Raw genomic sequence first — 13,421 nt, 5'->3', positions numbered from 1 at the left:
TAATTTTTCATCGTATGCTACTTACCAGTGTAAGATCTCAGCGTCCTGATGAATTAGAACAGGGCATTAAACCAGCTACTACTACAAGTACCACACAAAATAACTGACAACGGTTAACGAATAACGAATTCAAAGTATGGGATTAGGCAAGTATAACGAGAAGCGTAACTTCGGAGAAACACCGGAGCCTGCTGGTAAGGAGCAAAAGCATAAAGGCCAGTTACGGTTTGTGGTGCAACGCCACCAGGCATCTACCCTGCACTACGACTTCAGGCTTGAAATGGAGGGCGTACTCAAGAGTTGGGCAGTACCCAAAGGTCCATCCATGAATCCTTCGGACAAACGCCTGGCCATGGAGGTAGAAGATCACCCATACTCATACCGCACCTTTGAAGGAGACATACCGGAGGGTAACTACGGCGCAGGCCACGTAGACATCTGGGACGAAGGCACATACCATGCCCCTGACACCGAAGACCCAAAGGAAAGTGAGAATCTGTTGCTGCAGGGGCTTAAAAGCGGAAGTATAAGTTTTGTGCTGGAGGGAGAGAAACTACACGGGGATTTCTCGCTGGTTAAAATGAAAGGCCGCCAAAAGGGTGCCTGGCTCCTGATCAAGAAAGATGATGAGGCCGCAGTTTCTGAAATCTACAACAGCGAGGACTACTTAGATGGCACAGCGAAGAAGTCTGTACCTGGTAAGCCTAAAAAAACTGCAGCAAAGAAACCTAAAGCAAAAGCAACTGCCAAGACTGGTGACATGCCGCATGCCATTGTGCCCATGATGGCCAAACTGACGGATGCGCCTTTTGACAGTGAAGATTGGGTTTTTGAGATTAAGTGGGACGGTTACCGGGCAATAGCAGAGGTAAACAACGGGCAGGTAGAGCTATATTCCCGCAACAGCAAATCGTTTGGAGACAAGTATAAACCCATAGTTGACAGCCTGCAGCAGTTGGGGGAGGAGGCTGTATTGGATGGAGAGATTGTCGTGCTGAATGATGAAGGCTATGCCACGTTTCAGCAGCTGCAGAACTACCAGAACACGCCCTCAGAACATTTATACTTTTATGTGTTCGATTTGCTGTACCTGAACGATAAAGACCTCCGCGAATTACCTTTGCTGGAGCGCAAACAGATGCTGGACAAACTGCTGCAAGAGGAACTGCCGGCTATCCGGTATTCCGACCATGTAGTAGGCCGTGGTAAGGATTTTTTCAAAGAGGCGCAGCGCAAGCAAATAGAAGGCATCATGGCCAAAAAAGCGGACAGCCCTTATCGTGATGGCAAGCGTAGCAGCGAATGGCTTAAAATCAAAACACACTTACGCCAGGAAGCTGTGATAGGAGGATTTACTGAACCAAAAGGAAAGCGGAAACATATCGGAGCATTGTTGCTGGGAGTTTATGAGCACGGTGAATTTACCTATGTAGGGCAAAGTGGCAGCGGGTTTAACAGCAAATCTTTGGAGGCACTCAAGGCTAAACTAGATCCGCTGAAACAGACGGAGTCACCATTTTCTGACAAGGTTAAACCAAACGCGCCTGCCACCTGGGTTAAACCAGAACTGGTTGCCGAGATCACTTTCGCTGAATGGACCTCTGACGGAATTATGCGGCAAGCCATTTACGAAGGCTTGCGCGAGGATAAGGATGCCCGTGATGTAGTGCGCGAATCGGCTATGCATACTTCGGATGCGGTTAATGAAGCTGAGCAAGAACCCAAACCCAAAAAGCGATCAGCCTCTGCAACCTCAAAAGTCAAAAAGAGTACTACACGCCTTATTGAAGACCAGGAGGTACCACTAACAAGTCTTGAAAAATTTTACTGGTCAGCCGAACATATCACCAAAGGAGATATGATAGACTATTACCAAAGTATAGGCGACATCATCGTACCGTACCTGCAAGATAGGCCACAGTCACTTTTCCGTAATCCTGGGGGCATTACCAAACCAGGTTTTTTCCAGAAAGATGTAACTCATGCCCCTGATTGGGTAAGAACGATAAAATTAAAAGCAGAATCTACTGGTGAGATGGTGGAGTACCTGGTATGCGATAATAAGGCAACGCTGGCCTACATGAACAATTTGGGTTGTATACAGCTAAACCCATGGAGCTCGCGCATTACCAACCTCGATAAACCCGACTATATGATTATTGATCTGGACCCCGGAGAAAATACTTATGACGATGTGGTGGAGGTAGCTTTAACTACGAAAGAAGTGCTGGATAAAGCAGGTGCGGCTGCATACTGTAAAACATCTGGTGCAACGGGCATGCACATTTTTGTACCCCTCGCTGCCAAGTATACTTTTGAACAGGCCCGTAGTTTCGCACATATAGTATCCCGGCTTGTGCACGAAAAGCTGCCAAAGCTTACCAGCCTGGAGCGTAAGCCCAAAGAGCGGCGCAAACAAGTATACCTTGATTATATGCAGAATGCCATCGGACAGACTATTGCGGCAGCCTATACTGTACGTCCAAAAGCGGAAGCTACAGTTTCTACTCCCTTGAACTGGAATGAAGTTAAGGCTGGTTTGTTGCCAGGAGAATTTACGTTAAAGTCTGTTCCTGCGCGCATAAAGAAAAAAGGAGACCTGTTTAAAGAGGTGTTAGGCAGCGGTATAGACATGGAAAGCTGTATTGAAAGGTTGAAATAAGGTAGCCATTCCAGATTCAGAATCCGAAATAAAGATAATAGTGCCTGTGATGAGTCATTGCTATTGTGTAACACCAGCCTAAAACCAATATTTGCACTTTAGTTTTGTAAGGGCACAGTTAGGAGTAGATTATCATAAACTGATAACAGAATTACTACCTCAGATCGCTCTGAAATTGAGCACCTTTTCTATTCACTCCCTTTAAGAAGCAGATCAAGTTTATAAAAAGGATAAAGCCTGCACAGCAAGACTCTTTATTACGAAATTTTTAAAGTACGGCAGCAAATTAAGTCACTGTTTGCGATACAGTGATTAGATCAGCTTATGTTTTAAAGATTTGGCAGCACATGCAGCTTAGAGATCATACTTTGAAATTTGTTGTCCTCCTGCTATCCTTTCGAGCTCCATGTGTATTGGTTTACAATCAAAGTTATTACATTAACCTGATGTGAAACAAGGATTGGTTCTTTTGTTGAAATAGAACAAATCAAAGTTTGTTAAATTGTGGGTAGCTGTCTTAGGAAGTCGCATCCTCCAAAAGGTTAGGAATAGGAGCAGCATGACTTTATTATGTATCCTGATCCACAGTAAGGAAGGGAATCCATACGTTTTGGTTAAAGCGAGTCGAAAGAAAACTTAAACTCCTTGTAATAAAAGGTTAATTAAAAGCAGCAAAAAAACGGCAAATCATGTTAAAACAATTAAGTTAAAGCCTGTTGCTATGTGGAGTTGTTAGTATCAAATCAAATAAAAAATTTCCTTTTAAAAGCTTGTGTGTGCTTGTTATGCATGAAATAACAAGTATGCCTGTCACTGGCATAACTAAAAGGGTTTGTATGCATATTTGCGGGTTTAGTCTTATTTGGTAAAAATAATGGCAACAACCTGATTGGAGTTTTGACAAATTTGTTTAGTTTTAATACATATTCTGAATGCTATAAAGGAATACTTAAATAAAAAGGTATTGCAATCTTTGGAAAGGTTAAGTTTTTAAAATGCATGTAGTTACATGAGAAATTATACAATAGCAATATCAGGATTAAGCACTTTTTGGGATTGTTTGTATTATTTACCGAAGGTGAAAAAGGTAGAATCTTGACTCCAGATAAGCAGAAAGCAGGTTTATCGCCATCTTTCTGAGTAAATGAATTAACTCTGTAATATTAAACCATTAGCTAAGTTCTTATGAAGAAAAGTGTACGATGTCTTTTATGGGGGATTTTCTTTCTCCTGTTTCATTACCAGAGTTTTGCCCAAAGCAAGACAATAACTGGTACGGTAACATCTGCTGAAGACAATTTCAAGCTTCCGGGTGTTTCCATTGCGGTAAAAGGGCAGAGCCGTGGAACCGTAACTGATGCCACCGGTAGCTACTCTATTACCGCTGCGCCTACTGACGTGCTGGTATTCAGGTTTATTGGCATGAAGACAACTGAGCGTAAAGTAGGTGAGTCTTCGACTATCGATGTTGCATTGCAAGCAAATTCTCAGGCCTTAAGTGAGGTTGTTGTAACGGCCCTGGGTATAAAAACAGAAAAGAAGGCCCTGCCTTATGCTGTAACCGAGGTTAAGGGTGCATCTGTTGCTGAAACGCAGCGCGAAAACTTTGCCAATGCATTGGCAGGGCGTGTAGCCGGTGTGGAAGTATCAAGTACTTCAGGTATGCCAGGCTCTTCAGTGTCTGTAATGATAAGAGGCGTAAGCTCACTTAGCGGAAGCAATCAACCGCTTTATGTGATTGATAATTTGCCAATCAGCAACAACACATTTAACACGGGTAATTTTGCCGGGGGCAACGCGCTTGATAACCGTGGTGTTGATTACGGAAACCGTGGTGCTGACATTAACCCGGAGGATATCGAGACAATTACTGTGCTAAAGGGCCCTGAGGCATCTGCGCTTTATGGTATTGATGCAGCCTCTGGTGCGATTGTAATTACTACCAAAAGAGGTAAGGCAGGAGCTGTGCAAATAAACTACAGCAACAGTTTCAGGACTGACCGCATTGTAAAATACCCGGTAGTTCAGCGCATCTATGGCAGAGGTGTTGAAGGCGTATCTGACGAAGGTAATGCAATCACTACATACTTTGGAGAGCCTTATACCTCTGAAGATGTTCTTTATGATAACGTGAGAAATTTCTTTCAGACAAGCAACAGCCAGAAGCATAACCTGGCGGTGTCTGGAGGTAACGATAACTCTACGTATCGTATAGCAGCGTCCTACACAGATGCAGGCTCTTTTATTCCGAATGCGGGACAGCAGAAGTTCAACTTAACTACAGCCCTTACATCTAAGCTTAACAAATACATCTCTACAGATATCTCTGTAGCCTATGCTAAGTCTGATGTGCAGTCAGTGTTCAATATAAGTGGTGGTCCGATGCTCGGTTTGCTTGCCTGGCCTGCAAACGATGATGCAAGCGCATACATGGATGATAATGGTAACAGAAGACGTTTCTCTACATCCGCAACTGAACTGGAGAATCCGTTCTTTAATGTGAACATGAACTCCATCAACTCAGCAAACGACCGCTATATTACCAATGCAAAGGTTATAATTGAGCCGATAAGCTGGTTTAGATTCGTAGGTAACGTTGGTTACGACTATTATACAAATAAGATCACCCAGGTTCGTCATCCGGAGTCAAGGCTGTCGGGCTCGACTGGTGGTATTTTTGACCAGAGCTTAGACAACGACAGAAACATCAATATACAGTATTATGCACAGTTAACGCACTCATTCCTGAATGATAAGTTAACAACTGACTTTAAAATAGGTAGTGCGATAAACGACCAGAACAACTATGTGCAGTCTGTGCAAGGCACCAGGTTCCTGGCTCCTGACCTTTATTCGATAGAGAACACTGACCCTACTACGAACAGAGGCAGAAACAGATTAACACAGAGACGCCTGGTTGGTGCATTCAGCAGCCTGAACATTGGTTACAATGGTATGCTTTACCTGAACCTGACAGGTCGTAACGACTGGACCTCAACATTGCCAAAGGATAACAACTCTTTCTTCTATCCATCAGCTGGTTTGAGCTTTATCTTTACAGAACTTGAGCCACTAAATGGTATCAAAGATGTACTTTCTTATGGTAAGTTGAGAGGCTCTATTGCACAGGTTGGTAAAGACGCTGCTCCGTACATGCTTAAACCATGGCACGAGCCAAGAAACACAACTGGTGGCGGTTTTGGTCTTGCATTCAATGGCCCAAGCGAAAATCTTGTTCCAGAAATGACCACATCTTATGAGGTAGGTGCAGAATTCAAGTTCTTCAACGATCGCCTTGGGCTGGACATGGCATACTTCAAGAAAGTTTCCAGAGACCAGATTGTACGTAATATGCGCTTGAGCTATGGCACAGGCTATGTACTTAAAACCTTTAATGCTGGTGAGATAGAAACAGGAGGCTTTGAAATACAGCTAAATGCCACTCCTGTTGCTACGCAGGATTTTGCCTGGAATGTTCTGGCAAACTATAGCCACAATTACTCTGAGCTTGTTAAGCTGCCATCATCTGTACCAGAATATTATAACTCTGATACCTGGTTGTATAACAACGTAAGAAACGGCGCAAGAGTAGGTGGTCCTGTTAACTCCTTTACCGGATTCGATTACCTGCGTAACGAAAAAGGACAAGTTCTGATAAACCCTTCAACAGGTTATCCGCTGAGAGACTTGTCTGAGTGGAAAGTTATTGGTGACAGAACACCAGATTTCATGATGGGTTTAACAAACACCTTCACATACAAGAATCTATCACTTAACTTCTTGTTCGAGCTTAGAAAAGGCGGTGATGTATTTAATGCTACTGAGCACTTCTTAACAGTACGTGGCCTTAGTACGAGAACACTTGATCGTTTCCAGTCAAGAGTTTACGAAGGCATATTGAAAGACGGTTTAGAGAACTCTGATAATCCGACAAAAAACAATATTGTAATTAATCCGGCATGGGATTCTAACTTCTATACTGCTACTTCCGGTGAGATCGATTATATCGAGAAAGATGTAAACTGGTTGCGTCTGCGTGATGTAACATTGCGCTATACTCTCCCTTCATCTTTACTGCAAAGAACAAGAGTTGCTAAAACTGCAAGTGTATTTGTAACTGGTACTGACCTGTTCCTTGTAACAAACTACTCTGGTCTTGACCCTGTGGGCAGTGCGACAAGCCTTGCAACAGGTGGTAGCGGCGGATTTGGATTTGATTATGGTAACCTTCCGATGCCGATGGGCCTGAACTTTGGAATTAACGTTGGATTCTAAGCATTAAAAGAATGAAAAAGATTATATATACAGCACTTATGGCTGCCAGCCTGTTTACTTTCTCAGGTTGCGAGAGCTATTTAGATGTAAACACAAATCCTAACGGGCCTGACCAGATGGTAATGCCGCACCTGTACATGTCTCCGATCTTAACAGAGATGGCACTAGGCATACAATTTGACGGGCGATATTTAGGTAAATATACTGCCAACTGGCACGGTCAGGCTGCTGACATTACCTGGGACCGCCATGGTTACGCACCAGGCAGCGACGCAGCCGGCCAGATCTGGAGGTCTACTTACTATACTTCAGGCCTCAACCTTGTAAATATGATCAAGAAGGCTGAGGAAGAGAAGAAGTGGGACTTTGTGGCCATCGGTTATGCGCTTCAGGCATTTAACTGGCAGCTAACCACTGATTATCATGGCGAGATTATTATGTCGCAAGCTTTTGATCCTACGAAGTCAGCGTTTGATTATGATAGCCAGGAGGCAGTTTATGCTGAGGTGAAGCGTCTGGCAGAACTTGCGCTTACTTATTTTGAGAAGCACAAGGCAGAACCACATCCAAATTCAAAACTCGCAGAGGGTGACCTGATGTTTGGTGGCAATGTAGCAAAGTGGGAGAAGTTTACCTATGGTGTACTTGCCATTAATGCGCACCATTTGTCAAACAAGCCTAATTACAATCCGGCAAAAGTTATTGAGTATGTAGACAAGTCGCTTGCAAGCAACGCAGATGATGCTACTATTCGCTTTAACGGTGCCGTATCTGGGGATGCTAACTTTTGGGGCCCAATGCGCGGAAACCTGATAAGCCCGAATGTAAGGCAGTCTAAGTTTATAGTTGGCTTATTGGATGGTACTAACCCAGTATTACGCGACGCTACAGTAGATCCGGTTACTGAAGTAGCAGTACCAAACATTAAAGACCCTGTGTTTACAGCACAACACCTAAAAGACCCTCGTTTACCGGTTATGCTATCTCCTGCTGCAGATGGTGAATACAGAGGAGTAGGTTATGGAGGTGTGGCAGAGTATACAGTTACCGCACAACGTCCTTATAACCTGTATGGCACAACATCGGATGCGGGGGCGGCAAACGCTACTGCGCAAGGCAAGTACTTATTCCAGAATGCTGCCAGATTCCCGATAATGACATACGCGCAGATGCAGTTTATCAAAGCTGAAGCGGCTTATAAGAGTGGAGCTAAAGGAGTAGCGCTTGAAGCCTACAAAAAAGGTGTAAATGCGCACATGGATTTTGTGCGTGCCTATGCATCTGCTACAGAAAGGACTGTTTTTGATCAGAGAAGAGCGGCTTATATGGCAAATACAAAGCTGATACCGGCTGCAGAAGCTAATTTAACTCTTTCTCATATTATGCTGCAGAAGTATGTGGCACAATGGGCATGGGGCTTTGTAGAGACATGGACTGACCTGAGACGATACCACTACACAGGCAACGAAAGCGGCGGATCTTATGATGAGATTGATAATGATGCAAGCGACAATGTGTTCCGTGGATTCATATTGCCGACAGATGCTGGTCTACAGTTTTACAGCACTAACGGGGGCAAGCCTGCTTACAGAGTGCGCCCTAGATACAATTCGGAATATGTATGGAACATCGAGGCTCTAAGAACAATCGGAGGTCTTGAAACCAATTACCATACAAAAGAAATGTGGTTTAGCTCACCTCAATAATTTGTTATAGCATGAAAAAGATATATTTAAAAATAGCAGCAGTTTTATCAATGGGTTTCCTGTTCGGGGCCTGTGAGGAAAATGCGATACCAGAACGTACGGAATATGTGGAATCAGGAGCCATGATCCGTTTCTCCCATGCTTCGCAGGATGCACCAATGGTAAATTTTTACCTTGGAGACAAAAAAGTAACTGCAAAGTCACCAACTTTATCTAACAGAGAAACAGGTCTTTTCTGGAGCTCTACCCTGGCCAATACGATACATCCGGCAACATACGGATATGTAAACGTGCCAGCGGGTGCTTATACACTCAATGCAATAGACACAACAACTATTACCGGTACAACAGCTCTTGCTAAGAATGTAGTAGTAAGTATGCCGGTACAGCTGGAAGAGAAGCAGTTTTATACAAGCTATTTAGTTGGTGGCGCAGGTAACCTTGAAATACTGACGATAAAGGATGAACTGCCTGAGCCGGATTTTTCTAAAGCTTATGTTCGTTTTGTAAACGGAATGGCTGACGCACCATCAAGCTTCACTGTAGAGGCAACACGTACGGCGCCCACAACAGGATCTCAGACAATAGCTACTGATGTTGCTTATAAAGGCAACTCTGGTTATATAGCTGTTGAGCCAGGAACTTATAATCTGGCGCTGTTTCTGCAGGGAGAAACAAAAGCCTACACAACCTGGACAAGCGGAAGTATTGTAGCTGGTAGGGTTTATACTTTTTACACAAAAGGTAACTACACAACTAAGCCCGGTACTATTAACCGTCAGCTTCTGAGAGAAAGATAGGATTGATGTAAGAGTAAAAAGCCCTCCAATTAATATAGGTAATGGAGGGCTTTTTTTATGACTTTTAGTAAAGGACAGGCTATGATCAGAAAATTTATCCTACTTTTTATACTTACACTTCTTGTATCTGTCTCACTTTACGCCCAGACAGAGAAGAACACCCCTAAAAGAGAGTTCAGAGGTGTATGGGTGGCAACCGTACAAAACATTGACTGGCCTTCTAAAACGGCTGTAGGCTTAAATGCAGAGGCTCAGAAGCAGGAGCTCCTGCAACTATTTGACGAGCATCAGAAAACAGGTATTAATGCCGTAATGCTGCAGGTGCGCCCATCCACAGATGCGTTTTATGCAAAGGGCCGTGAACAATGGAGCCGCTTTTTAACCGGAAAGCAAGGCCTTGCGCCAGAGCCGCTATACGACCCGCTGGAGTTTGCCATAGAGGAGGCACATAAAAGAGGAATGGAGTTGCATGCCTGGATAAATCCTTATCGTGCCACTACCAGCCTGGTGGACTCACTTACCAGCCCAACCCATATTACACGCACAACCCCCGAGTGGTTCTTTGCCTACGGCGATAAAAAGTACTTTAATCCTGGGGTGCCGGAGGTGAGGATGTACATTGTAGATGTGATCATGGATATAGTGCGTAACTATGATGTAGATGGTATTCATTTTGACGACTACTTTTATCCTTATCCGGGCAAAGACCCATTACCAGACTCAACTACATTTCAGCTACATGGGCAGGGCTTTTCCAACATAGAAGACTGGCGCCGTAATAACGTGGATGTACTGATCAAATCACTGTCAGAGAACATACACGCCGAGAAGAAGCATGTGAAGTTCGGCGTCAGCCCTTTTGGTATCTGGCGCAATAAAACACAGGACCCTCTTGGGTCAGAAAGTAATGGCTTTTCCGGTTACAGTGCCTTGTATGCCGATGCCCGAAAGTGGGTGCAGGAGGGGTGGGTGGATTATATTAACCCGCAGCTATACTTTCCTTTTTATTATGCCGCTGCACCTTACGAAAAGTTGCTGGACTGGTGGGCTGCTAATTCCTTCGGGAAGCATTTATACATTGGCCAGGGCGTATACCGTGCCATGGAAGACCGTGAAGGATGGCGAGACAAACAGCAGTTGCCAAACCAGGTGCGTTATCTGCGCAACAATCCGCTGGTGCAGGGGAGTGTTTACTTCAGCTCTAGATCGCTGACAAATAACCTGGGGGGCTTCCGCGATTCGCTGCAACACGACTTTTACCGGTATCCCGCACTGCAACCACAGATGGACTGGCTGGACAATACACCACCGGCCTCGCCAACCAAGCTTAAAGAAAAGAGGAAGCTATTGGTCTTTAAATCGAACAAAATAGCTAAGCTGGAGTGGGAGCGGCCACAGGATGAGGAGGTGTACGGTTATGTGATCTACCGTTTTGAGGAAGGGGAGAAAGTAGATATGCAGAACCCAAGGAACATCCTTAAAATAAGCTTTGACAAAACACTTTCTTACTTTGAAGATAAAAGTATAGTAAAGGGTAAGAAGTATAAATACATGGTAACTACTATAGATAGGCTAAAGAACGAAAGTAGCCCTTCTAATATCACGAAGGCAAACTTTTAATAATTGCTGTCTCTGAGTCGGGTGACGAGGCAGAATGATTTTTTCGTCTTTTCTGGCACGCAAAGTATAAACACACCATGAAAATCACTTTGATAATGATACTAGTTGCAGGACTGCTGCTAAACTGCCAGCAGCCTGTAACTTCATCCAGGCCTGTTCCTGAAAGTATAAATTACCTATCGCGTGATGCATGGAGTGCAAATCCGCCTGTACTTCCCATGCGGAGCCACACGTTGCGCAGACTTACCATTCACCATACCGGTACGCCGCAGGCACCTGGCAGAAAACTGGAGGACAAAATGAGAGCCTTGCAGAAGTTCTCTCAGGAGGAGAGTCCGTTAGCCGATGGCAGAATTAAAAAGCCCTGGGCAGATATTCCTTACCATTTATATGTGGATGTTAGAGGTGAAGTGGCCGAGGGGAGAGACCTGAATTTTGCTGGGGATTCTAATACAGGTTACGACCCTGCAGGGCATCTGCTGGTGGTTGTGGAGGGTAACTTTGAGAAAGAGCAGATAACACCTGAGCAGATGCAAACGCTGGAAATTCTGCTTCCTGCACTAGCTAAACGCCACAATATTGCTGCTGACAGCCTGGGAGGGCACAAAGACTTTGCCCAAACCAGTTGCCCGGGCAATACGCTGTATTTGCAGCTAAATCACTTCCAGAAGTTAATAGAGGGGAAGCACAAACGTTAAATAAGAGGGCAAAATATTGAGAGCACCACTGTTACTGCTGGTAAGTATAGGAGCAGATTAAGGTTGAAGTATAACCGAGATTAATAATATATCCTGATTCAAAACATTTCATACTTCAGAAGTCTCTTGTCTTATGTCCTTTGTCTAAAGTTCTTTTGTCTGTCACCTTTTATCTAACCGGCAGGCAATACAAGTGGTTGGTTGGTCTCAAAATCGTAGAGGGTAAGGCTGCGCAACGTATAATAGGCTACCCAGAAATTACGCAAAGAAGTAACGTAGCTGCGGCTGGCCTTGTCTCTTTCCTCTGTAGCAATGTTCAGGTCAATCAAACCTATCTTACCATCCAGGTACCTGGATAAAGTGATCTGGTAACGTTTCTTGGCTATCTCATCGGCACGTTTTGCTCCTTCCATTTGCTTTCTTAGTACTCTGAAGCGCTTTACCTGTAAGTATACTTCCTGCTCAAAGCTGTTTTGCTGCAGCTCAATGTTGGCCTTCGTTAGCGTATGGTTGGCTTTGGCTGTTCCCAGTACTGCCTCAGCTCTGCCCCAGTCCATAACCGGAATGTTAAAGCCCAGCCGGACACGCTGTTGTTGCGAAGGGTCATTGTAAGCCTCCTGTACTGCAAGGGACTGCTGCGTTAAGCCAAAAGAGGCAAATAAGTTGGCGCTAAAACCGGTTTCTCCTTTTGCCCTTGCCAATCGCATTTCAGCTTCCAGCAGCTCGCGCTTGAAACCAATTACCCGTTGCCTGTTCTGGCTGGCCTGCTCCAGTGCAATCTGCTCATCTACCTCAAACTGAGGAATCTCATTCGGTGCGGCAAGCTCTATCGGGTAGTTATCCGTAACACCCAAAAACACCTTTAGTCTTAGCGTATTTGCTTCCACGTCAAGTCTTGCCTGGTCGAGGTTCTGTTCTGAGTTAAGCAGGGCAAGCTCCATCTGCAGCAGTTCATTCTCTGGTATTTTACCGTCTTCAAACTTCTTCTCGGCGATTTTGTAAAGCGTATCGTTTATGGCAATATTCTTTTCTGCGATCTGGTAACTGATCTGGCTGAGCAGCAGGTTAAAGAAATGGTTTGTTGCTTCTTTTGCAATCTCCTCCATTTCCTCGCGGTAATCGCGTTTGGCTTCTTCGTATCGCAGCGGCGATATCTTTCTGTCCCATGCCCGGTTGTTAAAGCCGAATATAGGTTGCGTTAGTGTGATGGTAGCTGGCACAGAAGAGTAACGGGTGCGGTTTACATCTGCCTGAAAATCATCAATACGTTTTAGGTTGCTGTTTATGGAGATGTAACCCCCTGTTGGCCATATTTCCTGACCCAGCGAAAGCTGCATAGAAGAGCTGGCGTTGTGGGTATTTATAAATATCAGGCTGCCTTTGTCTGTAAGGCGCGGCTCTATAGTCTTATTATACTCAGGCAAAACCCCATTTAGGTTTAGCTGCGGTAAAAAGTTTGAACGATAGGTTTTATACTGCCACTGTTTGTTTTCAAATAACACTTCGGCGTACCTGAACTTCGGCGACTGCTCTTTGGCCAGTTCGATAACAGCATCGAGGGTTAGGAGCTTGGCCTTTGGTAAATCTTTAGCTAAGACTATGGAACACAGTTGCGGGATAGTTAAAAAGTATAAAACAGCCAGTAAAAATCTGTTCATAT

The 13,421-nt window shown here is 44.4% G+C and carries 7 protein-coding genes; 6 read left to right on the top strand and 1 reads right to left on the bottom strand.

Annotated features, from left to right (window positions below; translation table 11 throughout):
- Nucleotides 1–136: 136 nt before the first annotated feature.
- The 6 genes from ligD to K0O23_RS07455 all read left to right on the top strand — a co-directional run bounded on the left by ligD (nt 137) and on the right by K0O23_RS07455 (nt 11,761).
- Entirely contained in the window at nt 137–2,662 is a 2,526-nt protein-coding gene (gene ligD, locus K0O23_RS07480; RefSeq protein ID WP_219876779.1) for a DNA ligase D, read from the top strand.
- A gap of 1,185 nt (nt 2,663–3,847) precedes the next feature.
- Complete coding sequence (locus K0O23_RS07475; RefSeq protein ID WP_246596980.1) at nt 3,848–6,937, top strand: SusC/RagA family TonB-linked outer membrane protein; 3,090 nt, start codon at nt 3,848–3,850, stop codon at nt 6,935–6,937.
- 11 nt (nt 6,938–6,948) lie between these two features.
- Nucleotides 6,949–8,643: a SusD/RagB family nutrient-binding outer membrane lipoprotein gene (locus K0O23_RS07470; RefSeq protein ID WP_219876778.1), complete on the top strand. Its 1,695-nt coding sequence runs from the start codon at nt 6,949–6,951 to the stop codon at nt 8,641–8,643.
- An 11-nt stretch (nt 8,644–8,654) separates the two neighbouring features.
- Nucleotides 8,655–9,443: a DUF4397 domain-containing protein gene (locus K0O23_RS07465; RefSeq protein ID WP_219876777.1), complete on the top strand. Its 789-nt coding sequence runs from the start codon at nt 8,655–8,657 to the stop codon at nt 9,441–9,443.
- A gap of 81 nt (nt 9,444–9,524) precedes the next feature.
- Nucleotides 9,525–11,063: a glycoside hydrolase family 10 protein gene (locus K0O23_RS07460; RefSeq protein WP_219876776.1), complete on the top strand. Its 1,539-nt coding sequence runs from the start codon at nt 9,525–9,527 to the stop codon at nt 11,061–11,063.
- Nucleotides 11,064–11,158: 95 nt separating this feature from the next.
- Nucleotides 11,159–11,761 (top strand): peptidoglycan recognition protein family protein, encoded by a 603-nt coding sequence (locus K0O23_RS07455; RefSeq protein ID WP_246596979.1) that lies wholly within the window; start codon nt 11,159–11,161, stop codon nt 11,759–11,761.
- Between the two features lie 173 nt (nt 11,762–11,934).
- Here the strand turns inward: K0O23_RS07455 and K0O23_RS07450 are convergent, their stop codons facing one another.
- The gene (locus tag K0O23_RS07450; RefSeq protein ID WP_219876774.1) at nt 11,935–13,419 is read right to left on the bottom strand and encodes a TolC family protein; all 1,485 of its coding nucleotides are present in this window, start codon (nt 13,417–13,419) and stop codon (nt 11,935–11,937) included.
- Nucleotides 13,420–13,421 lie beyond the last annotated feature (2 nt).

It is taken from the genome of Pontibacter aydingkolensis (genome assembly GCF_019443125.1).
In the GTDB taxonomy this organism is placed as follows: domain Bacteria; phylum Bacteroidota; class Bacteroidia; order Cytophagales; family Hymenobacteraceae; genus Pontibacter; species Pontibacter aydingkolensis.
The sequence above is the reverse complement of the archived record's forward strand: the minus strand, read 5'-3'. Positions and strand labels throughout refer to the sequence as shown.